Source organism: Micromonospora sp. CB01531 (assembly GCF_001905095.1).
Classification (GTDB): domain Bacteria; phylum Actinomycetota; class Actinomycetes; order Mycobacteriales; family Micromonosporaceae; genus Micromonospora.
Map to the genome: position 1 here is coordinate 97,952 of NZ_LWLS01000072.1, position 23,770 is coordinate 121,721.

At 71.4% G+C, this 23,770-nt stretch carries 25 protein-coding genes; 12 read left to right on the plus strand and 13 right to left on the minus strand.

What is annotated here, in order from left to right; genetic code table 11:
* Positions 1 to 13: 13 nt before the first annotated feature.
* Both A6A27_RS19715 and A6A27_RS19720 read left to right on the plus strand, forming a co-directional pair.
* Entirely contained in the window at positions 14 to 424 is a 411-nt protein-coding gene (locus A6A27_RS19715) for a (R)-mandelonitrile lyase (RefSeq protein ID WP_073836098.1), read from the plus strand.
* Positions 425 to 492: 68 nt separating this feature from the next.
* The gene (locus A6A27_RS19720; protein WP_073836099.1) at positions 493 to 816 is read left to right on the plus strand and encodes a carboxymuconolactone decarboxylase family protein; all 324 of its coding nucleotides are present in this window, start codon (positions 493 to 495) and stop codon (positions 814 to 816) included.
* A gap of 23 nt (positions 817 to 839) precedes the next feature.
* Here the strand turns inward: A6A27_RS19720 and A6A27_RS19725 are convergent, their stop codons facing one another.
* From A6A27_RS19725 to A6A27_RS19735, 3 genes are read right to left on the minus strand one after another with little or no spacing between them, the layout of a single operon-like run.
* Positions 840 to 2,579: a multicopper oxidase family protein gene (locus A6A27_RS19725; RefSeq protein ID WP_073836100.1), complete on the minus strand. Its 1,740-nt coding sequence runs from the start codon at positions 2,577 to 2,579 to the stop codon at positions 840 to 842.
* Positions 2,576 to 3,028 (minus strand): DUF6220 domain-containing protein, encoded by a 453-nt coding sequence (locus A6A27_RS19730; protein ID WP_073836101.1) that lies wholly within the window; start codon positions 3,026 to 3,028, stop codon positions 2,576 to 2,578. Before A6A27_RS19730 ends, A6A27_RS19725 begins: the two co-directional genes overlap by 4 nt.
* Positions 3,029 to 3,038: 10 nt before the next feature.
* Complete coding sequence (locus tag A6A27_RS19735; protein WP_073836102.1) at positions 3,039 to 4,028, minus strand: carboxymuconolactone decarboxylase family protein; 990 nt, start codon at positions 4,026 to 4,028, stop codon at positions 3,039 to 3,041.
* 143 nt (positions 4,029 to 4,171) lie between these two features.
* Between A6A27_RS19735 and A6A27_RS19740 the strand changes: the two genes are divergently transcribed.
* The 3 genes from A6A27_RS19740 to A6A27_RS19750 all read left to right on the plus strand — a co-directional run bounded on the left by A6A27_RS19740 (position 4,172) and on the right by A6A27_RS19750 (position 7,140).
* Entirely contained in the window at positions 4,172 to 5,302 is a 1,131-nt protein-coding gene (locus A6A27_RS19740) for a sensor histidine kinase (protein ID WP_073836103.1), read from the plus strand.
* Positions 5,299 to 6,000 (plus strand): response regulator, encoded by a 702-nt coding sequence (locus tag A6A27_RS19745; protein ID WP_073836104.1) that lies wholly within the window; start codon positions 5,299 to 5,301, stop codon positions 5,998 to 6,000. The genes A6A27_RS19740 and A6A27_RS19745 overlap by 4 nt, the downstream gene beginning before the upstream one ends.
* 63 nt (positions 6,001 to 6,063) lie before the next feature.
* Positions 6,064 to 7,140, plus strand: a complete 1,077-nt coding sequence (locus A6A27_RS19750; RefSeq protein ID WP_241825345.1) for an FAD-dependent oxidoreductase — start codon at positions 6,064 to 6,066, stop codon at positions 7,138 to 7,140.
* A 47-nt stretch (positions 7,141 to 7,187) separates the two neighbouring features.
* Here A6A27_RS19750 and A6A27_RS19755 read toward each other — a convergent pair whose 3' ends face one another.
* On the minus strand, positions 7,188 to 7,943 hold the full coding sequence (locus A6A27_RS19755) for a PIG-L deacetylase family protein (RefSeq protein WP_073836302.1): 756 nt from the start codon (positions 7,941 to 7,943) through the stop codon (positions 7,188 to 7,190).
* Between the two features lie 84 nt (positions 7,944 to 8,027).
* On the opposite strand from A6A27_RS19755, the gene A6A27_RS19760 reads away from it, so the two are divergent.
* Entirely contained in the window at positions 8,028 to 8,927 is a 900-nt protein-coding gene (locus tag A6A27_RS19760; RefSeq protein ID WP_241825346.1) for an alpha/beta hydrolase, read from the plus strand.
* A 176-nt stretch (positions 8,928 to 9,103) separates the two neighbouring features.
* Here A6A27_RS19760 and A6A27_RS19765 read toward each other — a convergent pair whose 3' ends face one another.
* The 7 genes from A6A27_RS19765 to tuf all read right to left on the minus strand — a co-directional run bounded on the left by A6A27_RS19765 (position 9,104) and on the right by tuf (position 16,641).
* Complete coding sequence (locus A6A27_RS19765) at positions 9,104 to 9,877, minus strand: DUF2306 domain-containing protein (RefSeq protein WP_083672712.1); 774 nt, start codon at positions 9,875 to 9,877, stop codon at positions 9,104 to 9,106.
* Positions 9,878 to 10,195: 318 nt separating this feature from the next.
* Positions 10,196 to 12,871, minus strand: coding sequence for a bifunctional YncE family protein/alkaline phosphatase family protein (locus A6A27_RS19770; RefSeq protein ID WP_241825347.1), 2,676 nt, complete (start codon positions 12,869 to 12,871; stop codon positions 10,196 to 10,198).
* A gap of 88 nt (positions 12,872 to 12,959) precedes the next feature.
* Complete coding sequence (locus A6A27_RS46015) at positions 12,960 to 13,538, minus strand: hypothetical protein (RefSeq protein WP_241825348.1); 579 nt, start codon at positions 13,536 to 13,538, stop codon at positions 12,960 to 12,962.
* Positions 13,539 to 13,589: 51 nt separating this feature from the next.
* The gene (locus A6A27_RS46020; protein WP_241825349.1) at positions 13,590 to 14,315 is read right to left on the minus strand and encodes a hypothetical protein; all 726 of its coding nucleotides are present in this window, start codon (positions 14,313 to 14,315) and stop codon (positions 13,590 to 13,592) included.
* Complete coding sequence (locus tag A6A27_RS46025) at positions 14,312 to 14,674, minus strand: hypothetical protein (RefSeq protein WP_241825350.1); 363 nt, start codon at positions 14,672 to 14,674, stop codon at positions 14,312 to 14,314. The genes A6A27_RS46020 and A6A27_RS46025 overlap by 4 nt, the downstream gene beginning before the upstream one ends.
* A complete protein-coding gene (locus A6A27_RS46030; RefSeq protein WP_338013300.1) occupies positions 14,574 to 15,398 on the minus strand; it encodes an ABC transporter ATP-binding protein in 825 nt (274 codons plus the stop codon). Before A6A27_RS46030 ends, A6A27_RS46025 begins: the two co-directional genes overlap by 101 nt.
* 55 nt (positions 15,399 to 15,453) lie before the next feature.
* Positions 15,454 to 16,641 carry an elongation factor Tu gene (gene tuf / locus A6A27_RS19785; protein ID WP_073836305.1) on the minus strand — a complete coding sequence of 396 codons (1,188 nt, stop codon included), beginning with the start codon at positions 16,639 to 16,641 and terminating at the stop codon, positions 15,454 to 15,456.
* A gap of 550 nt (positions 16,642 to 17,191) precedes the next feature.
* Between tuf and A6A27_RS19790 the strand changes: the two genes are divergently transcribed.
* Positions 17,192 to 17,695 (plus strand): hypothetical protein, encoded by a 504-nt coding sequence (locus A6A27_RS19790; protein WP_073836106.1) that lies wholly within the window; start codon positions 17,192 to 17,194, stop codon positions 17,693 to 17,695.
* A gap of 51 nt (positions 17,696 to 17,746) precedes the next feature.
* Here A6A27_RS19790 and A6A27_RS44305 read toward each other — a convergent pair whose 3' ends face one another.
* Both A6A27_RS44305 and A6A27_RS19795 read right to left on the minus strand, forming a co-directional pair.
* Positions 17,747 to 17,896 carry a hypothetical protein gene (locus A6A27_RS44305; RefSeq protein ID WP_158074017.1) on the minus strand — a complete coding sequence of 50 codons (150 nt, stop codon included), beginning with the start codon at positions 17,894 to 17,896 and terminating at the stop codon, positions 17,747 to 17,749.
* Between the two features lie 56 nt (positions 17,897 to 17,952).
* On the minus strand, positions 17,953 to 18,831 hold the full coding sequence (locus A6A27_RS19795) for an RNA polymerase sigma-70 factor (protein WP_241825367.1): 879 nt from the start codon (positions 18,829 to 18,831) through the stop codon (positions 17,953 to 17,955).
* 257 nt (positions 18,832 to 19,088) lie between these two features.
* Here A6A27_RS19795 and A6A27_RS19800 point away from each other — a divergent pair, with 257 nt between their 5' ends.
* From A6A27_RS19800 to A6A27_RS19820, 5 genes are all read left to right on the plus strand, one after another.
* Positions 19,089 to 19,856, plus strand: coding sequence for an SDR family NAD(P)-dependent oxidoreductase (locus A6A27_RS19800; protein WP_073836108.1), 768 nt, complete (start codon positions 19,089 to 19,091; stop codon positions 19,854 to 19,856).
* 60 nt (positions 19,857 to 19,916) lie between these two features.
* Complete coding sequence (locus A6A27_RS19805; RefSeq protein ID WP_073836109.1) at positions 19,917 to 20,366, plus strand: nuclear transport factor 2 family protein; 450 nt, start codon at positions 19,917 to 19,919, stop codon at positions 20,364 to 20,366.
* A gap of 284 nt (positions 20,367 to 20,650) precedes the next feature.
* Complete coding sequence (locus tag A6A27_RS19810; RefSeq protein ID WP_143194078.1) at positions 20,651 to 22,156, plus strand: alkaline phosphatase D family protein; 1,506 nt, start codon at positions 20,651 to 20,653, stop codon at positions 22,154 to 22,156.
* Between the two features lie 264 nt (positions 22,157 to 22,420).
* Complete coding sequence (locus A6A27_RS19815; RefSeq protein ID WP_073836306.1) at positions 22,421 to 23,185, plus strand: MBL fold metallo-hydrolase; 765 nt, start codon at positions 22,421 to 22,423, stop codon at positions 23,183 to 23,185.
* Entirely contained in the window at positions 23,182 to 23,760 is a 579-nt protein-coding gene (locus A6A27_RS19820; RefSeq protein WP_073836111.1) for a DedA family protein, read from the plus strand. The genes A6A27_RS19815 and A6A27_RS19820 overlap by 4 nt, the downstream gene beginning before the upstream one ends.
* The last annotated feature ends 10 nt before the right edge of the window (positions 23,761 to 23,770 follow it).

Sequence of the window (23,770 nt, forward strand, 5' to 3'; positions counted from 1 at the left end):
ACAGGAGGACACCTTGGAGATCCTGACCAGACAGCCGTCGGTCAAGGGACCGGCCGACTGGTTCACCGGGGACGTCTGGTTCGACCAGATCGTTCCCATGACCGGCCCGTCCATCGGCCGCTGCAACGCCGTGCACTTCGCCCCCGGCGCCCGCACCGCCTGGCACCGGCACGCCAACGGGCAGCTGCTGCACGTCACCGAGGGCATTGGGCTGACCCAGTCACGCGGCGGCGAGGTCGTCGTCATTCGCCCGGGCGACAACGTCTGGTGTCCGCCTGGTGAGTGGCACTGGCACGGCGCCGCCCCTGACCACTTCATGACCCACCTGGCCATCTGGGACGGCCTCACCCCCGGGCAGGACGGGCCGGAAACGCAATGGGGCGAGCACGTGACAGACGACGAGTACCGCCGGCAGCCCGCGTGACCAGCAGCCGGCGGCCGCGTCGTCCCGCGGCCGCCGGCTCACCCACCGACCAAGAGGGGAGTACGGACATGTCCGAGACCACTCAGCAGAGCCCCGTTCGGAAGATGCTCGGAGACTTCGCGCCCAAGCTCGTCTCGCTCACCGACGACGTGCTCTTCGCCGACGTCTGGGAACGCGCCGACCTCGCGCCCCGCGACCGCAGCCTGATTACCATCGCGGCCCTGGTCGCGGGTGGCAACAGCGAACAATTGCCGTTCCACCTCAACCTCGGCAAGCAGAACGGCCTCACGCAGGCCGAGATCGTCGAGGCCATCACCCACCTGGCGTTCTACACCGGGTGGCCGCAGGCCATGTCCGCCGTCATGGTGGCCAAGCAGACCTTCGAGGGCTGACCGGCGTGCGAGCCGGTTCACCGTCACCCGTACATCAGGTGCAGCGTCATTCCGGCGTCGGCGTGTGCCAGGTTGTGGCAGTGGTTGGCCCACATTCCGGGGTTGTCGGCTGGGAACGCCACCTCCCAGACGTCGCCGGGCCGTACGTCGAACGAGTCCAGCCACAGGGGACTCCCGGTCGCCGGCTCTCCGTTGCGGGACAGCACCAGGACGTGATGGCCGTGCAGATGCCACGGGTGCACCACCAGTGACCGGTTCACGATCGTGAACTTGACGATGTCGCCGGGGCGTACGACCTGGGGCGGGATGTCCGGACCGGCCGCGCCGTTGACGGTGTGGGCGTACCGCGGAAGCAGTCCGTGCAGGTCGAGGCCGCGGTCGAGGACCAGGGTGAACTCCTTGTCGAACCGGGACCACGGCACCGGAGAGCCGACGCCGTAGGTGAGCGGATCCAGCACCGGCCACGCGCCGGTCGCCGCGGACACCGGCCCGGTCGAGTAGACCGCCCGTCCGTCGACGAACAGCGCCACGGGCGTGGCGGGCGCGGTGAACACCAGGTCGTACCGTCCTCCGGCCGGGATCAGCACGGCGGTGTCCACGAGCGGGGTCGGGCCCCGCAGATCGGATCCGTCGATCGCGGCGACCCGGAACGGGGTTCCGGCCAGCGCGTAGCGGTGCGTCGTGCTGTCGGTGTTGACCAGCCGCAGCCGTACCGGCGTCCCCGCCGCGACCGGTTCTGTTCGTGGCGCGGGCAGCGGAAGGCCGGAAAGGGTGTGCACCGGCACCGTGACGTCGACGCCGGTCGCCGGCGCCGGGCGCACCACCAGGACCCCGTAGAGCCCCATCCGCACGCCGACGTCGGACACCGTGTGCGTGTGGTACCAATACGTCCCGGCCTGGTCGGCGCGGAACCGGTAGACGAACTCCTGTCCGGGCAGCACCGCCGCCTGCGTCACGCCGGGCACCCCGTCCTGGCTGTTCGGCACGTCGTAGCCGTGCCAGTGCAGCGTGACGCCTCGCGCGATGTCCCGGTTGCGCAGCGTCACCTCCAGGACGTCGCCGACGGTGGCGGTCAACTCCGGCCCGGGGACCTGCCCGTCGAACGTCCACGCCGCGACGTCCCGGCCGCTCACGCTCACCGTGGCGGTCCCGGCCGTCAGGGTGAACCGCCTGGTCGGTTCGCCCACGGTCCGCGCAGCTTCATATCGGTGATCATGTGGTACGGCGGGAGCAGCTCCCGGTGCGACGGCCAGCCCGGTTCCGGTCACCAGCGCCGCGACCGCCGCCGCGACGGCCGCCCTGGACACCGTCTGCGACGGGCGCGCGCCGAGCACGCGCCACGTGACCGCGGTCGCCGCGACGACCCCGGCGACCGCGAGCAGACCCGCGCCTGCCGACGTCGGATAGCCGTGCAGGACCGTCACGAGCAGGGCGCCGCTGTCGGCGTACCCGGCGAAGAGGAGCGGGACCGCGACGGACCGGATGTCGCCCGGGGCCCGCAGCAGCCGCGGCCCGGCGACGACCACCGCCGCGAGCGACAGTGGGGCGGCGATGAGGACCTTCTCCGCCGCGAACCACCAGCCGGCGCGGGCGAGCGCGGTGATCGTGATCGCGCGGGCGACCGTGGCGAGCAGCGCGACGGCGGCCAGCGCCAGTGCCAGCCGGCGGCGCCGGGCGGCCGACGCGGCGCCCCCGGCCAGCCACCCGGCGGCCGCGAGGACCGCGATCACCAGGTCGGCCGCGAGCAGCGACCCGACGGTCATGCCGGCTCCCTTTCCCGGACGGCCACGCGGGTGACGCCGGCCGGCGCCGGGTCGGCCAGCTTGCGCGCTGCCCGGCGGACACCGACCACGACGTGCACCGCGACGATTCCGTTGACCGCGTGCAGCCCGGCGATGGCCAGGCCGATCGGCGTGCTGGCGCCCGCGGCGTCGGTGAAGGCGTTCGCGAGCATGGCGAGCAGCGCCTGCAGGACGACCAGGCCGAGCGGCAGAACGGCCAGTCCGACGAGCCGGCCCGGCGCCTTCGCCAGTACGGCGAACAGGATGGTGAGCAGAGTGAGGACGGGGATGACCGCCATCCCGGTGACGCTGTGCAGCGCATACGCGCCGTCGCCCGCGGGCTTGGTGAACGCGCCCAGGGCCGCGAAGACGAACTGCAGGGCGAACGCGACGAGCAACAGAGTGCTGACGATGACCAAAGCCTTGCGCATGGGTGACCTCCTAGAGCTGAGCCGGGGACAGTGCCCGGGCGACGTGGTCGGTGGCCGTGATCGCGCCGTAGGCGACCAGCCGGACGAGGTCGGCGTCGTCCGGATGGGACAGCCGCCAGAGGGCGACATCGCCCGAGCGGATCGCGCTGGGCGCGAACGCCGCCAGCAGGGCGATCCGCGCCGCGACGCGGTCCGCGCCGGGCAGGTCCCGGACCAGATCGGCGGCCCACTCCGCGGGCCGGGCCGGGTGCCGGCCGTCCTCCCAGCTCACGGTGGCCGTGACGGTCCGGCGCGCCACGTCGCCCAGCAGGTCTCCGCCCCGCATGGCGGCGTTCCGCAACGACGCGTACGCGACGCCGACCGGGCTGTCCCCGGCCCACGCCGGTGGCGATGCCGGGCCGGTGCCGAGGAGCGGCAGGCTGCGGCCGGGCTCTTTCGGCTCCCGGGCCGTCCTGGCGTAGAGCCGGCCCCCGGCTGACCGCACCACACGGGAGCGCTGCAGGCCACCGGGCAGCAGATCCGGGGCGAGCAGCGCCGAGACGATCCGGTTGATGAAGTGGAAGGCGAGCAGGGTGCCGGTGACCTCAGGGCAGTACGGGCTGGTCCACTCACCGGCTCTGGGGCTGCGGCTGGCCTCGGCCCAGCCGACGAGCGCGGCCTGCCGCGGCTCCGGTGGCGTCCCGCCCCGGACGATGGCCTCGGCCAGCTCGTGCTCGCCCAGCGCGTGCAACAGCATCACGTGGGCGTCGACGCAGAATCGGCAGCGGTTCGCCCGGGACACCGCCGACGCGACGAGTTCGCGGTCGACCCGGGACGCGGCTCCGGCGAGCAGGGCCTCGCGCATCAGCGCCCAGGTCGCGGCCAGCACTTCCGGCACCGCCGAGAGCGCCTGGAAGGTGGGCGCCGGCCCGAGGAACTCGTCCCGGAGCTGCCGGTAGACGTCCGCGGTGAGACCGGTCGCAGCGCCAGCTGGAGCGGGGGTGAAGAAGCGGTATGTCATGGACTCGATGCTTGCGGAGGCGGGCCGGGAAAGCGTCGTGCCGCCGCAGGCACTTGCCCGGGCGCCGATACCGCGTCCGCAGTACGCCGCATCTACCGCAGGCGCGGGATGCTCCCTGATGACGACCGTTCTACAGTGCGATCATGCGCCGCGATCTGCCGTACGCCCTCAGCGGCCTCGCCCTCGGCGTCCTCCTGCTCGGCAACGCCGCGCTCGCGCCGGACGCCGCACCGGTGCGGGCGATCGACGTCGCCCTGGTCCTGGCCATGGCGGCGGCCCTGGCGGCGTGCCGGCGGTATCCGGTGGTGGCGTTGAGCGTGGTGACTGCCGCCATGCTGGCCCTCCACGTCCGGGTGCACCCCGGGGTGTCCGCCGCGTTCCCCGTCCTCGGCGCGGTCTACGTCGCCGCCTGGCGGGGGCACAGATCGGCCACCGCCCTGGCCAGCCTCGTCTTCCTCGGCGGCTTCCTGGCCCGCGACGTCTCGGTCGCGCCCGCCGGCCGCCCCGGCCAGCTGATCGCCGAGCGGACCGCCCTGCTGCTGGGCTGGTTCGTGGCGGCCAACGTCGCCGGGCTCGTCTCGCGGCAGCGCCGGGCGTACCTGGAGCAGGTCGAGCAGCGGGCGGTCGAGGCCGAACGCACCCGCGAGGAGATGGCGCTGCGCCGCGCCGGGGAGGAGCGCCTGCGTATCGCCCGGGACCTGCACGACTCACTGACCCACAGCATCTCCGTGATCAAGGTGCAGGCCGGGATCGCCGTACACCTGGCCCGCAAGCACGGCGCGGAACCGTCGGCCGCGCTGCTGGCGATCCAGGAGGCCAGCGGCGCCGCGATGCGGGAACTGCGGGCGACGCTGGACGTCCTGCGTTCACCCTCCGACGGGGACGGGGTCGGGCTGGCCCGGGTGGGTGAGCTCGCCGAGCGGACCCGGGCGGCGGGCGTACCGGTGCAGGTGACCGTCACCGGTCAGCCCCGGAACCTGCCCGCCGAGGTCGACCAGGCCGGCTATCGCGTCGTCCAGGAGGCCCTGACCAACGTCGCCCGCCACGCCGGCCCCGCCACCGCCCAGATCCACGTCGAGTACGCCCCGGCACAGCTGACCGTCTCCGTGACCGACGACGGCCAGGCCTCGCCGGTCCGGCCGGTGACACCCGGTGTGGGCCTGCGCGGTATGCGGGAACGGGTCACCGGACTGGGCGGCACGCTGCACACTGCCGCCCGCGACGGCGGCGGGTTCGGGGTGCAGGCCACGTTCCCGCTGGACGGCCCGGCATGACCGAGCGCTTGTGCGCCCAACCAGCGCAGCCCGCCACGATCCGGGTGCTGCTCGCCGACGACCAGGCGCTGATGCGGGCCGGATTTCGGGCGTTGCTCGACGCCGAGGACGACCTGGCGGTCGTCGGCGAGGCCGCCGACGGCGCTTCGGCCGTCGAGCTGTCGCGACGCCTGCGGCCGGACGTCGTGCTGATGGACGTGCAGATGCCGGGACTCGACGGCATCGAAGCCACCCGGCGCATCGCCGTCGATCCCGACCTCGCCGCGGTCCGCGTCCTCATCCTCACCAACTACGGGCTCGACTCCCACGTCTTCGCCGCACTCCGCGCGGGCGCCAGCGGATTCCTCCTCAAGGACGCCGATCCCGCCGACCTGCTGCAGGCCGTCGCCGTCGTGGCGCGCGGCGACGCGCTGCTCGCCCCGGGGATCACGCGTACGCTCATCAGCGAGTTCGTCGCTGGCCCACCGCCGGCTGACCCGGCGGCCGGACGCGACGTGCTGACCGCCCGCGAACAGGAGATCGTCGAGCTCGTCGCCCGAGGGCTGAACAACGACGAGATCGCCGAGCGCATGGTGATCAGCCCGTTGACCGCCAAGACACACGTCAACCGGGCGATGACGAAGCTGCACTGCCGCGACCGTGCCCAGCTGGTCGTGTGGGCGTACGAGTCGGGTCTGATCACGCCGCGTCGCCGGTGACGCCCATCGTCGTGCGCGGACGACAGCGGCGGTGTGACCTCCATCGCCACTGGGAAGGGCCGGGTGAGCTGGGGCGTTGTCCGGCACATGCCGGAGACGGATGTGGTGGTTGTCGGGGCCGGACAGGCGGGGCTGTCCAGCGCGTACCACCTGCGCTCCGCCGGTCTTGACTTCGCCGTCCTGGACGCCGACCCGGCACCGGGCGGGGCCTGGCAGCACCGGTGGCCGACGCTGCGCATGGCGACCGTGCACGGGATCTTCGACCTGCCCGGCATGCGCTTCACGCCTCCGCCGCCGGACGAACCAGCCGCCGACGCGGTGCCGGCCTACTTCGCCGCCTTTGAGCGGGAATTCGGCATCGACGTGCAGCGGCCGGTCGCCGTCACGGCCGTCCGGAACGCCCGCGACGGGCGACTCCTCGTCGAATCGGCCAACGGCACCTGGACCACCCGGGCACTGATCAACGCCACCGGAACCTGGACCCGGCCGTTCGTGCCGTACTACCGGGGACAGGAAACGTTCCGCGGGCGGCAGCTGCACACCGCGCACTACCGGGGGCCGGCGGAATTCGCCGGGAAGCGGGTGGTGGTCGTCGGGGGCGGAGCGTCGGCCGTGCAGCTCCTGGTCGAGATCGCCGACGTCGCGGCGACGACGACCTGGGTCACCCGCCGGCCGCCGGTGTTCCGGGACGGGCCGTTCACGCCGGACTACGGACGCGAGGTGGTCGCCAAGGTGGAGGCACGGGTACGGGCCGGCCTGCCTCCGGGAAGCATCGCCAGCGCGACCGAGCTGTCGTGGACACCGCAGCTGCGCGAAGCCCGGGAACGCGGTCTCCTCCGCCGTCGGCCGATGTTCGACCGGATCGTCCCCGGCGGCGTCCAGTGGCGCGACGGCGCGGCGCAGGACGTGGACGTCATCCTCTGGTGCACCGGCTTCCGGCCGGCGCTCGACCACCTGGCCCCGCTGCGGCTGCGGGGGCCCCGCGGCGGCATCGTCGTGGACGGCACCCGGGTGGTCGCCGACTCCCGGATCCACCTGGTCGGCTACGGGCCGTCCGCGAGCACGGTCGGCGCGAACCGCGCCGGGCGGGCAGCGGTCCGCGAGCTGCGCGCGCTGCTGGTGGCGCCCGCCCCGGCCTGACCGTACGGCGACGGCGGATCCATCAAGGACACGTGTTCTGGCAGAGCTCAGAGCCAGGGTGGTGGGCCCTCGAAGGTGAGGGCGTGCACGTCGAACAGGACCGCCGCCGCCACGCCCAGCGCCGGCCCGCCCTGGCGGGCCGCCCAGGTGAGGAACGGCCCGGGTTCGGGGCCGGCCACGCCCAAGCCCCTGGTGTACTCAGCGTGCGCAGCCAGCGAGGCGATACCCCGCTGCAACGGCTCACCGGTGACGTCCACGCCGTGCGTGGGCTGCTCGGCGCCGGCGAAGCAGACGTAGCGCACCCCGCCCCAGGGCGGCAGCCCCTCACCCACCAGTTCCGGGAAGATCCACCGGTTGCCCGCGTCGCGGGCGGCGTCCAGCGTCGCCAGCCCCACCGCCCGGTGGTCGGCCTGGTTGGTCATGCCGCCCACCATGCGGATGGTGAAGGCGCCCGCGACGATGACCTCGGGCCGGTGCCGGCGGATCGCCCGCACGATGTCGCGGCGCAGGTCCGGGCCGTACTCGACGACCCCGTCGCGGTGGTCGAGGAACTCCACGACCTCCACGCCGACTTCCCGGGCCGCGGCGCGCTGCTCCTCATCGCGCAACGGCGCGGCCTGGTCCGGGTGCATGGTGTCGATTCCTGCCTCGCCCCGGGTGGCCAGCAGGTAGGTAACGTGCTTGCCCTGTGCGGTCCAGCGGGCGATCGCCGAGGCCGCGCCGTACTCGATGTCGTCGGGGTGTGCGGCCACCGCGAGGCAGCGCTCCCAGTCCTCTGGCAGTGCCGGTAGAAGACCATCCACGGTCCACACCGTAGGCGACTCACCGCCGCTCCGTCACCGCCGCGCCGCCACGTTGACATCCGTCAAGCAGGCGATAATGAGCGGGTGGATCCCAGCCGGCTGCACCCGCAGGCGCGGGCGGCGATGCAAGTCCAGCAGCGTGTCCCGCTCACTCGGTCAACCCTGCCGGCGGCACGGCTCAGCATGGTCCAGGCGACCTCGGCCGAGGTGGGCGACGCACCGTCGATCCGGTCCGTGGTGACCGTCGACGCCGGCGGCGTGCCCGCCCGTCTCTACCGCGACGGCGATCACGACGCGACGCCGGTGGTCCTCTATGCGCACGGCGGGGGCTGGGTGATGGGCAGCGTGGACACCCACGACGGGTTGTGCCGGCACGTGGCGGCGGCGTCCGGCTGGGCCGTGCTCTCCGTGGACTATCGGCTCGCCCCCGAATGTCCGTACCCGGCCGCGGTGGACGACATGGCGCGCGCGCTCACCTGGCTGCGCGGGCCTGGGGCGGCTCGGCACGGCCTCGACCCGGGCCGGATAGCGGTGGCCGGTGACTCCGTGGGAGGGCACCTCGCGGCGGTGACCGCCCGGCACGCCCAGGACGCGGGGATCCGTCTCGCGGGACAGATCCTCATCTGCCCGGTCATCGACCCCGCCGCCGACTACCCGGCCCTCGACGAGTACGGCCTGGACCGGGAGGAGATGCGGTTCTTCTGGGACGCGTTCGCCCCACCCGGGGTGGACCGTACCCAGCCGAATCTGAACCCACTGCGGGCCGACCTCACGGGCCTGCCCCCCGCCCTGGTCATCACCGCCGAACTCGACCTGTTGTCCGCCGAGGGTGAACGGTACGCGGCCCGGCTGCTGGCGGCCGGCGTTCCCGTCACCGCAACCCGATACCAGGGGCTCATCCACAACTTCCCGCGGAAACTGGCCCTGTTCGACGCCGCCCATGTCGCCCTGGCCCAGTTGGCCGCCGTGCTGAACCGTTGGTGAAACGGTTGGTACCGCTGCTGCGGGCCAGCACCTTGCGGGCAAGGTCATCGTCCCAGCAGGAGGACTGTTTCGGACAGCCAGCCGCGACTGCACCAGCATGGCCGGCAAGTTTCCAGCGCAGCGGGCCAACCGGCGTGGCCTGTTTCCAGCGCTTGTGGGTAGCGGTGGCGTGTTCGTCAGGCCGCGTCGTGGCGGTGGCCGGCAGCTCGGCCGGTGCGGCGGGCCCGGCGGCGGGCGTCGCCGCGTTCCAGCCACCACTCGGCGACAAGCAGGTTGACCACCCAGCTCATCCAGACGCTGGCGCCGGCCGCGGCCCGGATCATCGCGTCCTGGTCGCCGCCGTAGGTCGTGTCGACGTGGGGCAGCAGCAGGACGATGAAGAGCATCACCCACGCCCGGTTGAGCACGATTGACGTGGTCAGCGCGAAGCTGCGGATCATCCACCGGCGGTGCTCGACGAACCGGTGTTGCCGCGCCATCCGGTAGCCGGCGACCGAGGTGGCGAGCCAGAGCACTGCCAGCATGGTGTTGCCGACCTGTGAGACGAAGCCGGTGCTGCTAAACGGTGCGACGCCCAGGATCGCGATCCCCGCCGGGAAGACCCCACCGAAGAAGTACGCCCGGCCCATCCAGCGGTGCGCGGCCGGGTAGCGGCGGCGGAACCAGGGCCAGACCTGGAAGCAGCCGGCGAGCAGGGCCACGGAGCCGAACACGATGTGCGCCACCAGCAGTGGGTAGTACTGCGGGTAGTCCTCCGGGACCGGCAGCCGGGACCGGCTCGGGTCCAGCGTCAGGTACGGCGGCAGCGCGTACGCGACGAACGCGACCGCGACCAGCAGCAGCGGTACCGCCCAGCGCAGTTGCCGCCGCACGCGGCGGCGACCGGCCGGGTGCCCGGCCGGTACGCCGGTTACGGGCGGGGTTGACGAGGTGTCGACGGTCGTTGGCATGTTCGCTTCCCCTGCCTTCTCGCAGCGGCGGGTCTTGACCCAGGGCGTCCGGCGCCACCCACCGAGCCCGGTCGGCCGGGACCTGCGACCCGCAACCGCCGGTCGTGCCGCTCGTGATGTGGCGCACCGGATGCAACAGACTCTGCGCCGTCCCGGCCGCCGGGTCAGCGGTGCTGGCTCCCGCATCGCTGGTGGTGCTGGCACCACCCGGGGCGCGCTCGAAAGCTCTGAGCTCTGGCGCTACAGGGGACAGAATGAGCCCCTGGCCAGCGGCTTGGTGACGCCGGCCAGGGGCCCCTTGACGCGATCAGCCTTACCTCAGCCGTCGGACTCCGACGACGGGATGTAGGCGCCCGGCACGTCCGCCGGCGCGAAAATCTTGTCCTCGCCGGGGTAGGGCTTCTTCCAGTCGTGCGCCTGGTACCACGTGAAGTGGTTCATCTGCGCGGGGTTCGCGAAGTCGGGCTTGGCATCGGGCCCGGTCAGCCGCTGGTGCGACTTCCACTCGTCCCACTGCGCCGCCACCTGCTGCTTGTCCGCCGGCACGGTCGCCGCCGGCGCGGCCGCGGCGAGGGGGTTCTGCTGGGCCGGGGTGTCCACGCCGCAGGCAGGCGGGGTCGCCAGACCCGCGGTCAGCGAGGTCCGGTTGGGCACCGCGGTGAACGGCGTGTAGTCCGCGTTCTGGGTGAACGCCCCCCGCATCGGGCTGGCCGCGCTGTCCTTCTGGTTCATCGGGTGGATCCCGAGGATCTGCTCGATGGTCCGGATCATCGTGATCTGCGTGTAGTTGTGGCTGTCGACGACGCCGTGCCGGGCCCAGGGGCTGATGATCTGGATCGGGGCACGGTGGCCGTCGACGTGGTCGAGGCCGGCCTGCGAGTCGTCCTCGACCACGAAGATCGCCGACTCCTTCCAGTACGGGCTGTGCGAGATCCTCTCGACGATCTTGCCGACCGCGAGGTCGTTGTCCGCGACCTGGGCGGCCGCGTTCGGCGGGCCACCGGTGTGGTCACTGGAGAGCCAGAACATGTTGAGGTTCGCCGGCCCGTTCTTCTCGAAGTCACGCTTCCAGATCTCGTACCGGTAGATGTCCGGGACGCCCAGGTCGTACTTCGGGAAGCCGGGCACCGACACGTTGTTGAGGGACGGGATCGGCGAGGAGGAGACCATGCGGTAGGCGGTGTCCTGCCCGGTCGCGGCCATGTTCCTGGTGTCGCAGTAGAGGTTCTGCCAGCTCGAGCCGGGCGGCTTGGTCAGGAACTGGTGGAACTCGCCGAAGTTCCGCACGGTCTTCCCGGCCGCCTGCGCGCCGGTCCAGAGGAAGCCGGTCCGCTGGTGGCCGAGAGCGTCGTCCTCCGTGTCGTAGCTGCGGATGTACTCACCGGCCGAGGACTCGGTGTACTCCGGGTTGTCGGCCTGCATCAGCCAGTTGTGGCCCTCGGCCGAGTTCGTGCCGACGTCGTACGTGTTGTCGTACAGCCCGAACTGGCGAGCCATCGCGTGCTGGTTCGGCGTCACGTTCTCGCCGAACTGGGCCAGCGACGGGTCGCCGTTGCCCCGGGGGTCGTCACCGAAGACCTGGTCGTAGGTTCGGTTCTCCTTGACGATCAGGAAGACGTGCTTGATCGTCGACGGGTCGCCGAGGCGCACCGGGACCGGCACCGGCTTCTTGTCGCCCTTGCCCTCGGTCAGCGCGACCGAGCCGCCGTGCCAACCGTTCTGGCTGAACACCTTGCCGGTCTCGGACTTGATGACATCGTCGCCGGGCAGCGTGAACCGCGTCAGGCTCGACGTCGTGTCGTGGGTGCCGTGCCCGGCGTTGTTGGTGGGCCGGCGGGCGTCGATACCACGGGTGTTGGAGACCAGCACGTCCTTGCCGAAGGCGGTGATCTCCGCGGGGAAGTAGTCCGTCGGGAGCAGGCCGACGTAGCTGACCGGCTCCAGCGGGGTCGTGTACCGGTAGACGGCGACCGCGTTGGCGCGGCCGAGCGTCACCAGCAGGTGACCGTCATCCGTGAGTGTCACCGCGTTGGGCTCGTAGCCCACGGTCGCTTCCGGCCACGGCTGGGTGGCGATGGTCTGGACGACCTTGTCGCTCGCGGTGTCGATGACCGACACGTCGTTGGTGGCGGTGTTGGTGACGAACAGCGCCCCGTTCTTGGCATACAGGGCGGTCGGGTGCAGACCGACGTCGATGCTCGACGGGGCGGCGGCCGGGTTCGCCAGGTCGATGACGCTGACCGTGCCGCTGAGCGTGGCGGCGGTCACCTGGTCGGCGAGCACCAGCGTGTTGTACGAGTTGATCGTGGGCTCGCCGGGCAACGCCTTGCGCCCGCCCTCGTTGCTGACGTAGAGCTTGCCGGCGACCTCGATCATGTCACGCGGGGCGTTGCCCACGGCCCAGCTCTGCTCGATGACCCCGGTTGCCGCGTTGATGGCGACCACGCGGTTCTGGCCGTTGACGGCGGAGTACACGGTGGAGCCGTCGGGCGAGAACACCGCCTCGCTCGCCAGCGCGCGTCGGGGTCCGTCCTGCGGGATCCGGATGAACGTCGGGTTGGCGAGGGTGCCGTCCGGGTTCACGGTGAACTTGCGGTAGCCGTCGGCTTGGCCCAGCCACAGCTGCGATCCGTCGGGGGAGTACGTGGGACCTTCCTGGCCCACGTCGTTGCCGCTGATCCGCAGATTCGCCGCCGCGTTGTTGCCGACGAGCTGCTGCACCTTCCAGTTCTTCAGGTCCACGATGGCCAGCGCCATCCCGCCGTCGGTGACCGCGGCCGCGAGGTGGGTGCCGTCCGGGCTGACCGTGGACGACATGATCTTGCCGTTGTTGATGACGAGGCGCTCGCCGATCGGGTTGATGTACTGGTCGGCGGATACGACCAGGCCCTGGTCGGTGGTCTGGCCGACCTGGTCGGTGCCGAACCGGTGCGTCTGGGCGAAACCGATGCCGGTGCCGGCGGCGACGACGACAGCGGTGGTGCCTGCCGTCACGAGGGGGATCTGGCGGCCGATGCGTCGACCGAGAAGGCCTGAGCCGTCCTTCCCGACACGCCGGCGGCGGCGTGTTACCTGCATTGACTTATCCCTTCGTGGTGGGGAGCAGTTCGACATTGCCGTCGAACTGCCAGAGCGGGTTCGGTGCGTCCCCGGTCGGGGTCCGCACCAGGAAGTAGCCGTTCACTTCCTTCGGTCCGTCGCCGTCGGCCACGAACCGCCCGTCTGCGGTGACGTCTAGCTGGTAGATGGCCGTCCCGGCGGCCTCGACGTCGGGGAGATGCCAGGAGACGACGCAACGCCAGTCGTTGCCCGGCCCCTGGGCGGCGACCTTGCCACCGCCCTTGTTGCACGTCGCCGTCGCCTTCAGTTGCGCTTCGGTGACGTCAGGGCGATTGAGCTGCCTGGTCTGCATGCGGTAGAGGTGGGCGAATGCCGTGGCGACCGCGCGCTGCACCTTGTCCTGCTCGATCCCGGAGCCGGTGGCCGGCGTCGCCGCGGCGACGACCCCTACCGTCGCGGCGAGCAGCCCGACGAGCGGCAGGACGCCGGCGGTGACCGCCCGGCGCCCCGAGCCGTCGTAGGTTGGATTGGTGAAGTCGCGCCTCAGGAAGAGCAGGTACGCCAGCGCCGTCGCGGTCACGGTCCACACCAGGCTGACCACGATGCCGATCAGCAGCGGGCCGAGCTGTGCCGGGCTGGTGAACAGACCGTTCTATGCGATGAAGGCATAGCCGGGCAGGGCAAGGCGTACGGCGACGGGCAGCGGCAGCATCTGGGCGAGCTGCATCGCGAGCGCGACCAGCGCGGGCAGCAGCAGTCCCATCGGCGAGCGCCCCAGCGTGACGGACCCGAGTAGTCCGATCGCGGCGAGCGCCAGGGTCGGGGCGAGCACGCAGACCCAGGCGAGCAGCACCTTCCCGGCGGCGTCCGCCGGCGTCAGCAGGTGGCCGTCGAGGCCGACCAGCGCCTCATTGCCGACTGCCACGACGCCGCCGGCCGCGCTCGAACCGGCCAGCCCGGCCACGAGCAGCAGGATGACGGTGAGGCTGGACAGTGCCTTCGCGGCGAAGATCCGTCGAGGCGACCGGACCGCAACGAGCAGGTGGCGCCAGGTGCCGAGCCGGTCCTCGGAGGCGAACACGTCGCCGGCGACCACCGAGGTCAGCAGCGGAAGCGCCCAGGTGCCGGCGAAACCGAGCAACACCAGCGGGCCGGCCCACCCGGTGGCGTGCATCCAGCGGCCGAAGAGGGTGTCGACGGGCAGCGAGCTCTGCTGGCTCACTGCGGCGACGAAGAGCGCCGGCGCGATCCAGCAGGCGAGGAGCAGCAAGCGGATCCGCCATTGCGAGACCAGCTTGACCAGTTCGAAGCGGTAGCCGCGTGCCACCGAGACGCGGCGGGCCTTGGTGGCTCTGTCTTCGGTGATGGTGGCGGTCATCGGCCGGCCTCCTGCTGCTCGGTGAGGGCGAGGAACGCGGCCTCGAGCGGCGACAACACGGGTGCGAGCTCGCGCACCGCGATGCCTGCCTGCACGAGCCGTACCACCAGTTCGTCGAGTGCGGGCACCAGCGCGCGGACGACGAGCATCTCGGCGTCCGGCCGCGCCACGGCGTCGTCGTCAACGCGGATTCCGGCCGTGTCGTCGGCCAGCCGCCGGGCTGCCTCCGGATCCGAGGTGCGCAACCGGTAGCTGAGTTCACGGTTTTCGGCGGCCAGCTTGCCGAGTGGGCCGGAGAAGACGACCCGTCCCGTGGCGAGGATGGTGACCTCGGAGCACAGCGCCTCGACGTCGTCCATGCGGTGGCTCGAAAGTACGACGCTGGTTTCCGCCCCCGGCGAGGCGGGTGAGGACACCGTGTACGTGCTTCTTACCGGCCGGATCGAGGCCGTTGGACGGTTCGTCGAGAACGAGCAGCCGGGGCTTGGTGAGCAGCGCGGCGGCGAGCCCGAGCCGCTGACGCATGCCGAGGGAGAAGCTGCTCGCCCGGTCGTCGGCGACATCGGTGAGCCCGACCTGGTCGAGCACGTCGTCGATCACCGTCGTCCGCGTGTCCTGGCCGCGCAGGACGGCCAGGGCGGCGAGGTTCTGCCTGGCGGTGAGCGAGGGGTAGAGGCCGGGACCGTCCACGAAGCCGGCGACACCGTCGGGAGCGGCCAGCGCCCGGGCGATCGGCGTACCCAGGATCTCGAGGCGGCCGCTGTCGGCGACGGCCAGGCCCAGCAGGAGACCGAGCAATGTGGTCTTGCCGGCGCCGTTCGGCCCGACCAGGCCGTGGATCTGCCCCTGCGCCACATCCAGATCGATGCCGTCGAGCGCCACGACATCGCCGAAACACTTGGTGATCCCTCGAGCCCGGATTGCGAGGAGTGCGTCCACGAGCCCCTTCTTTCGTAGCCCTAAGCAACCTAGGGATCGCACCCAACCCAGGCATCGACAGCTCGTTAAACGTTCATGGAACGGGAGGCGATGGACATCCGTTGCCGCCGATGCCCGCCGTCGGCCGTCGATATTCGGCGGCACCTCGTCGCCGTACGCGGAAGGGCCCCTTGTCTGGCAAGGAGCCCTTCCACGTACCTCAGTCGAGCAACTCGGTCACGGTGCCGGCGGCGACCGTACGGCCGCCCTCCCGAACGGCGAAGCCGAGCCCGACATCCATCGCGACCGGCTTGCCCAGCTCCACCGACAGGTCAACGGTGTCGCCCGGCAGGACCATCGTCACGTCGCCGAGGTCCACCGACCCGACCACGTCGGTGGTGCGGAAGTAGAACTGCGGCCGGTAGTTGGCGAGGAACGGCGTGTGGCGCCCGCCCTCGGCCGTGGTCAGCGCGTAGAGCCTGGCCCGGAACCGCTGGTGCGGCGTGACACTGCCCGGCAGCGCCACCACCTGACCCCGCTGCACCTGGTCGCGCTTGACCCCGCGCAGCAGTACGGCGGCGTTGTCCCCGGCCTCGGCAGTCGCCAACGACTTGCCGAAGGTCTCCAGCCCCGTCGCCACGGTCGGCAGCGTCGGGCCGAGCCCGACCACCTCCACCGGGTCGCCGACCCGCAGGACGCCACGCTCGACCGCGCCGGTCACCACCGTCCCCCGACCGGAGATCGTCATGACGTTCTCGATCGGCATCAGGAACGGCTCGCCGAGCTCGCGGGGCGGCACCGGGACGTACCGGTCGACAGCGTCGAGCAGTTCCACGACGGACGACACCCAGCGCGGGTCGCCCTCGAGAGCCCGCAGCGCCGACACCCGCACGACAGGCACCTCGTCGCCGGGGAACCCGTACTCGGACACAAGCTCCCGGACCTCGAGCTCGACCAGGTCGAGCAGTTCCGGGTCCTCGACCGCGTCGGCCTTGTTCATCGCCACCACCAGGTAGGGCACACCGACCCGCCGAGCGAGCAGCACGTGCTCGCGGGTCTGCGGCATCGCCCCGTCGAGCGCGGACACGACCAGGATCGCGCCGTCGACCTGCGCCGCCCCCGTGATCATGTTCTTCACGAAGTCGGCATGGCCGGGCATGTCCACGTGGGCGTAGTGCCGGGTCGCGGTCTCGTACTCGACGTGCGCGATGTTGATGGTGATCCCGCGCGCCACCTCCTCCGGCGCCCGGTCGATGCCGTCGAAGGACACGAACCGGTTGACGGCGGGGTCGCGGTCGGCGAGGACCTTGGTGATGGCGGCCGTCAGGGTCGTCTTGCCGTGGTCGACGTGACCCATCGTGCCGATGTTGAGGTGCGGCTTCGCGCGCACGAACTGGCTCTTGGCCATGATGAACTCCACACTGGAGACGAACTGGCGGAAGACGAACGCGGGCGGGTGCCACTCCGCGGAACCGCGCCAGAACCGCACGTCACGACGCGCCTCGAAGGGCAGCGCCGGAGCACCGGGCCACCCTCCTCCGTGGTTCTGCCGCAGCGGGAGGAGGGTCAGCCTCGGGTATCAGCCAGCCATGCGCACACGCCAGCGGCGCCCGGCAGGTGGAAGCCTGCGGGCCGCACGGAGCCGACGGTGCTGAACATGGCGATCACGCTAGTCTCGAACGTCGGGTGGAGCGACCGATATTCCCTGCCGGTCGGGCTGAGACTGCCTGACGCCTGCGACGAGCAGCCCTACCTCGAAATAGGTCACCTCGCTGCCCGTCGAGCCGTTCAGGGATTCGGATGTCACCGCCATCTGCGGGATCGAGTCGCGGGGTGTGGACCGGCTAGCGGTCCGGGCTCCCGGAAATCCACCTCAGCGCACTGCCCGACCCGCTGCTGGCCGGCCACGGGCCTCTCGCGTTGGTAGTCTGGCGTGCCGCAGCGAGAAGGGGCGGGCCATGAGCCAGCGCAATCGGGTCTGGATCGCCATGGCCTGCGTCTCGGCCGGCCTCTTGGTGGTAGGGGCGGTGGGCTGCCTTGGGGCGCTGGTACTGCTGCTGCCGAATGGCCCGAAGCACGCTCGCGAGTATCTGAGCCAGGTGCAGGTCGACCCCGCGTACCGGCAAATCGGCGAGGGCGGCCAGGGCAACTGCAACTGCAACCTGGAGTACACCTATGTCGGCCCGAGCCAGGTGGAGGCGGCTCGCGTCTTCTCAGGTCCTGCTCTCACCCTGCAGCCCAGCGATGGATCCATCGCGGCCTGGGATCGGCTCCTCACGGGTGAAGGAGCCAGCGAGGCGAGCGGACATTGCCGGCTGGGGGTGTACCGGTACCCGCGTGATCGTGAACCGTTTGACGAATGGAATCTCAAGAAGCTGTCGACCGACGAGCGCGCTCTCGTGTCGTCCGGCGATCTAGTGGTCCTCCGTCTGTACGTGTCCTGCGAGCGCGACTACGGCTGACACCAGGGCTTGCCGATGCGACCTGCTGAAGCCACTCTCTGTCGGCAGCATTCAACGCGTCGTAGCCGGGCAGCGTGCGCAGCCGGGACGCATGTTCAGACGGCACTGTTCGCGTTCCGGCTGATCGCTGTTGTTGCCGAGCAGCAGCACCGCGCGCTCGTTGTCCATGTCGACTGGCTGCGACAGCTCTTCAGAGATCATGTGGTCCCGGATACCCGCGACCCGCCTGGCAGAGCGGCCGACGGAGTCTTTCGGACTCAGCGGCTCACCGCGGTCTCCCGCTCGACACGGGACAGCTTCTCGGGATTGCGCACGGCGTAGAGCCCGGTGATGAGGCCGTCGTCGATGCGCGCCGCGATGACGGTGTCGATCTCGCCGTTGAGCCGGAGGATCAGCGCCGGGTAGCCGTTGACCTGTGCCGGCCGCAGCGACACCGCGGCGGTGATCCGGCCCCGCCCGGCGTTCAGCAGACGGGCCACCCGGTCGGCCCCCACGACGGGCTTCAGCACGGCCTGCACGAGTCCGCCACCGTCACCCAGGAGGACGACGTCCGGCGCGAGGATGTCGAGCAGGTGCTGCAGATCGCCCGTTTCGACTGCCCGCTGGAACGCCTCGAGCGCGTCTCGGGTCTGGGCCGGAGAAACGACCCCGCGTGGCCGCCGTGCCGCGACGTATGCCCGAGCCCGGTGGGCGATCTGGCGCACCGCGGCCGGGCTCTTGTCGACGGCCGCGGCGATCTCGTCGTAGGCCAGGTCGAACACCTCGCGCAGCACGAACACCGCCCGCTCGGTCGGCGTGAGCGTCTCCAGCACCAGCAGCATCGCCATCGAGACGCTGTCGGCCAACTCGACATCCTCGGCCACATCGGGTGCGGTCAGCAGCGGCTCGGGCAACCACGGCCCGACGTAGGATTCTCTGCGGCGGCGGAGCGTACGCAGGCGGCTGAGCGCCTGGCGGGTGGTGATCTGGACCAGATACGCGCGTTGGTCCCGCACCGTGTCGAGGTCGACGCCGGTCCACCGCAGCCAGGTCTCCTGCAGGACGTCCTCCGCGTCGGCGGCCGAGCCGAGCATCTCGTAGGCGACGGTGAACAGCAGGTTGCGATGGGTGAGGAAGGCCTCGGTGGCGGAGCCCATGCGGTCGCCACAAGCGAGCGGGTCGGCTGTGCCCATTGTGTGCCCGCTGCGCTCGCCCATGCCTTGCTCCTGCCTGTCTGCCTCGACGGTGCCGCCCACGAGACGCCGGTCCCCACCGCTTTGTGACACCCACGATCGGTGGCGTGCGTCACGTCGCCGTACTGTCACAGGGATCGGGTCGCCGGCATCTCCATGTGCGCAAGGACGCCGCGGGAACGATCCGCGCGGCAGGCAACTCCACGAGCAGGAGCTTGGTCATGAACGCGCACACCACAGACCAGAAGATCGCGCTGATCACCGGGGCGAACAAGGGGATCGGCCGCGCGGCCACGGAGCGGTTCGCCGTGTTGGGCATGACGGTCCTGATCGGCGCCAGGGACGCGCGGCGCGGCGCGGAGGCTGCTGCGGCGCTGCGCGCGGCAGGCGGAGACGCGCACGCGGTCACCGTGGACGTCACCGATCCGGCCACCGTCCAAGCGGCCGCGAAGCAGGTCGAGGAGGAATTCGGCCACCTCGACGTACTGATCAACAACGCCGGCATCACCGGCTCCGGGCAGGTCTCGCCCGAAGACGCCCACGATCAGGTCCCAAGCTCCGTCGACCTGGACATGGTCCGGGCGGTGTTCGAGACCAACGTCTTCGGGGTGATCGCGGTGACCAACGCCATGCTCCCGCTGCTGCGGCGGTCACCGGCGCCACGCATCGTCAATGTCAGTAGTGCCGCCGGGTCGCTGACCCTCGCCAGCGACCCGGCCGGCCCCCTGGCGGCGCTGCTGCCGTCGGCCGCGTACACGCCGTCCAAGGCCGCGCTGAACGCGTTGACCGTGCAGTACGCCAACGAGCTGCGCAAGGACGGCTTCCTCGTGAACGCCGCGGACCCCGGCTACGTCGACACGGAAATCAACAACCACAACGGCTACCTCACGCCCGCGCAGGGCGCCGCGGTCGTGGTGCGCCTGGCCACGCTCGGCACGGAGGGACCGACCGGCGGATTCTTCAGCGAGGACGGCCCGATGCCGTGGTAGAGCGGCCTGGACTGTTGGCCGCTGTCGCCGTGACCTGTTCGATATGACAAGGAGGAACCAGTGAGTGACTTTCAGACCATCGCGGATCGCGTCGAGATCGAGGCGCTGCGCGGGGAGTTCACCGACGCGGTGATGATGCGCGACTACGACCGGCTTGCGTCGCTGTTCACCCCGGACGGCGCGCTGCGGATGCCCAACATCCCGGCCGAGCTTCTCGGCCAGGAGGAGATCCGCTCCTGGGGCGAGCGGGTGCCGAATTTTGTGGACTTCCTGGTGCAGAACACGCACCCGGGCACGATCGCTCTTGACGGCGACACCGCGTCCGGCCGCGCGTACATGTCGGAGCTCGGGCGTACCCGCGACGGCCGTCAGGGGCTGAACTATGCCATCTACCACGACCGCTACCAGCGCACCGGTGACGGTTGGAGGTTCACCGAGCGCGTCTATGAGGTCCGCTACGAGGACAGCACACCGCTGGCGGGCTCGCCGCCGCGCCGGGCCGCCCGCTGACCCGGCGTGGCGAGTCGCCACCACGTCGACCGCCTCGGCAACGCGTCAAGCCGCTACCCGTCCGGTCGGACATCGATGCGACGACGCGTGCAAGATCCCGTTCGGCCAGAAGTTCCGACTTGTTCAGGCCTGGCTTGCCGGGCAGCCACCCGGTGGCCGATGTTCCGCTGCCGTTGGGTCACTGCTTCCCTGGCATCCCACCGGGACGTCACCAAGATCCCAGAGCGTCGGCACCTGCGTACACCTGCGCATTCCTGGTGCCCCCTCTGTCAAGGATGCTCACCTTGTCCCACCACGAAGACGACCGTTCCGCCATCTCCGGGCCGAGCCGGCGCCAGTTCCTGATCCTGTCGGGAGCGGTCGCCGCGGCGACCTCGATCGGCGCTGCCATCCCCACCGCCGCCAGCGCCGCCCTCGGCGGCGGTATCGGCAACCTGCCCGGCTACCCCTTCACCCTCGGTGTGGCCTCCGGCGACCCATTGGCCGACTCGGTCATCCTGTGGACCCGTCTCGCCCCGGAGCCGCTGGCCGTCGGCTCCGGCATGCCGCCGAAGAACGTCCCGGTCCACTGGCAGGTCGCCCACGACGAGGCGTTCACCCAGATCGTCCGCGAGGGCGAGGTGTTCGCTCTGCCGGAGTACAACCACAGCGTCCGTGTCGACGTTCGGGGACTCGCGCCCGACCGCTGGTACTTCTACCGGTTCCGGTGCGGGCCGGAGCTGAGCCCGGTCGGCCGTACGCGGACCCTGCCAGCCGCCGGTGCGCAGGTCAACTCCTTCACCATCAGTCACGCGTCCTGTCAGACCTGGCAGACCGGCTACTTCACGGCGTACCGGTACATGGCACAGGACGACATCGACCTCGTCCTGCACCTCGGCGACTACATCTACGAGGGCGCGATCACCGCGGCCGCGCCCCGCGGCGGAACCTTCGTGCCCGATGAGGTGCGTGCCGCCACGAACACGGTGGACCAGTACCGGCTGCGCTACTCCCTGTATAAATTGGACCCTGACCTGCAGGCGGCGCATGCCGCGTTCCCGTGGGCGATCACCCGGGACGACCACGAGGTCACCAACGACTACGCCGGCGGCATCGACCGCGGGCAGAAGCAGCTCGCTCGACGCGCCGCCGGCTACCAGGCGTGGTGGGAAAACACCCCCACGCGTTGCGCTCCGCCCGTCGGCCCCGACCAGCGGATCTACCGCCGGTTCACCATCGGTAGCCTCGCGCAGCTAGACCTCCTGGACAGCCGTCAGTACCGCATCGGCGACAACGACCCGCTGGTCTCCAAGCTCGGCGACGAGCAGGAGGCGTGGCTGATCGACGGCATCAACTCGACCGGCGCGACGTGGCACGTGTTCGCGCAGGGCCAGCAGCTCGGCGGCGTCAACCAGGACAGCCCCACCCGGAACCGGGTCTACCGCGCGTACCACGACCGTCAGGTGTACCCAGTCATCTTCTCCGGGGACCTGCACTGGGCGCTCGTCCAGGATTCGCTGCTCGCGGTTCCGGATCCCACCAGCGCGATCGTGGGCACGGAGTTCATCGTCACGTCGATCACCTCGACCGGCGACGGCCCCGGCGACCAGGCCACGAAGGACAACTGGCTCAAGCGTCCGTGGATTCGTTACGTCGACGGCTACCGCGGCTTCATCCGCACCACGTTCACCCCGACCGGCGCGACGGCGACCCTGCGGAACGTCAAGTTCGTCACCCGGCCGGACGCCCCGACCTGGGACGCGCAGCGGTTCTACATCGAGGCCGGCCGTCCGGGCGTGACGCTGGTCTAGGCCGCCTACCAACGTCGGCGCAGCCGCCCGTCCACGGCGCGCCTGGCCGGACAGCACCGGACGGCACAAGATCGGCCCCCGGCCCTGGTCCAGCAGCGTGGGGGGCCGACTTCGTGAGCGCCGGTGGTGTCCGGCGGTCCCCGTGCAACACGGCCGCCACGACCAGCAACGACACGGCGTTTCGGTGCGGCCGCGGCTTCCGTGCGGCTCGGCGGCCCGGCCGGATACGGTGGCAGGCGTGACCGAGGCGGTGCGGGTGTCGGCGTGGTACAGCTGACCTGGTGCGGGCACAGCACCGTATGGATCGAGGACTCGGGAACCCGGCTGCTGACCGACCCGCTGCTGCGTGACCGGCTCGCCCATCTGCGCCGCCGACGCGGGCCCACTCCGCGACTACCGTCCGCCCCGGACGCCGTACTCGTGTCGCACCTGCACGCCGACCACCTGGACTTCGCGTCGCTGCGCCGGCTGCCCGAGCACACCGCGCTCGTGGTGCCGGCGGGCGCCGCCCGGCTGGTCCGGCGGGCGCTCGGCGCGGCGGCCGCCGGGCGCTGCACGGAACTCGCGGTCGGTGACCGGCTCACGATCGGCGGCGTCGGCGTCGCCGCCGTCCCCGCCGCCCACCACGCCGGCCGTGGTCCGTGGTCCCGGCACCGGGCAGCCGCCGTCGGTTACCTGATCGAAGGCCGCGCGCGAACCTGGTTCGCCGGGGACACGGCGCTCTTCGACGAGATGGCCCACCTCGGGCCCCTCGACCTCGCGCTGATCCCGGTCGGTGGTTGGGGACCGACGCTCGGCCCCGGCCACCTCGACCCGACGGGGGCCGCCGAAGCGGTACGGCGCACGGCACCGGCGTGGGCGGTACCCATCCACTTCGGCACCTTCTGGCCGGTTGGTTGCGACCGGATCCGGCCGGACCGGTTCGCTCGGCCTGGCGACGACTTCGCTCGCCAGGTCGAGATGGTCTCGCCCGCCACCAAGGTGCGCGTGCTGCGGCCGGGCGAGTCGTTCAGTGCGGACCCAGCGTGACGGCCACACTCGGCGCGCTGGGCTCGCTGATCCTGGTGGTGCTGTTCGGCTCCGTGGTCCCGGTGGTGCCGACCGGCGCGGCGGTCAGCGGCGCCGCGGCACTCGCCGCCCACCAGCAGCCGGTGACCGTGGTCCTGGTCGTGATCGCCGGCGCTGTCGGCGCGTACGTCGGCGACCTCGCGACGTACGGCATGCTCGGCTGGGGTGGCGAGTGGGTCGCCCGGTGGCTACCCGGCCTGCGCGGACGGCAGCGGGTCGGCGAGGTCTCGGCCCGCGTGCGCGAGGGCCACGTCTCGACGCTGCTGGTGTCCCGGCTCATCCCTGGCGGCCGGATCCCGGTGCTGCTGGCCGCAGCCGTGGCAGGGCTGGCCTGGCGGCGTTTCGCCGTCGCCAACGCGCCGGCTAGCCTGCTGTGGGCGGTGCTCTACGCCTCGATCGGGGTCCTCGGCCGGGCGGTCTTCCCGCAGCCGTGGCAGAGCGTCGTCGCCGCGGTCCTGCTCGTCGTGCTGGTCACCCAGGCGCTGAGTTGGCTCAGCCGGCGCCGGCGACCCCCGGACGATCCGTTGACCCCGTAGGCCGCTTCGC

Coding starts and splice junctions, on each gene's coding strand:
- A6A27_RS19720 (WP_073836099.1), top strand. CDS start 493: ATGTCCGAGACCACTCAGCAGAGCCCCGTTCGGAAGATGCTCGGAGAC.
- A6A27_RS19725 (WP_073836100.1), bottom strand. CDS start 2,579: ATGACCGTCGGGTCGCTGCTCGCGGCCGACCTGGTGATCGCGGTCCTC.
- A6A27_RS19730 (WP_073836101.1), bottom strand. CDS start 3,028: ATGCGCAAGGCTTTGGTCATCGTCAGCACTCTGTTGCTCGTCGCGTTC.
- A6A27_RS19735 (WP_073836102.1), bottom strand. CDS start 4,028: ATGACATACCGCTTCTTCACCCCCGCTCCAGCTGGCGCTGCGACCGGT.
- A6A27_RS19740 (WP_073836103.1), top strand. CDS start 4,172: ATGCGCCGCGATCTGCCGTACGCCCTCAGCGGCCTCGCCCTCGGCGTC.
- A6A27_RS19745 (WP_073836104.1), top strand. CDS start 5,299: ATGACCGAGCGCTTGTGCGCCCAACCAGCGCAGCCCGCCACGATCCGG.
- A6A27_RS19765 (WP_083672712.1), bottom strand. CDS start 9,877: ATGCCAACGACCGTCGACACCTCGTCAACCCCGCCCGTAACCGGCGTA.
- A6A27_RS46020 (WP_241825349.1), bottom strand. CDS start 14,315: ATGACCGCCACCATCACCGAAGACAGAGCCACCAAGGCCCGCCGCGTC.
- A6A27_RS46025 (WP_241825350.1), bottom strand. CDS start 14,674: ATGGACGACGTCGAGGCGCTGTGCTCCGAGGTCACCATCCTCGCCACG.
- tuf (WP_073836305.1), bottom strand. CDS start 16,641: ATGGCCAAGAGCCAGTTCGTGCGCGCGAAGCCGCACCTCAACATCGGC.
- A6A27_RS19790 (WP_073836106.1), top strand. CDS start 17,192: ATGAGCCAGCGCAATCGGGTCTGGATCGCCATGGCCTGCGTCTCGGCC.
- A6A27_RS44305 (WP_158074017.1), bottom strand. CDS start 17,896: ATGATCTCTGAAGAGCTGTCGCAGCCAGTCGACATGGACAACGAGCGC.
- A6A27_RS19795 (WP_241825367.1), bottom strand. CDS start 18,831: ATGGGCTCCGCCACCGAGGCCTTCCTCACCCATCGCAACCTGCTGTTC.
- A6A27_RS19800 (WP_073836108.1), top strand. CDS start 19,089: ATGAACGCGCACACCACAGACCAGAAGATCGCGCTGATCACCGGGGCG.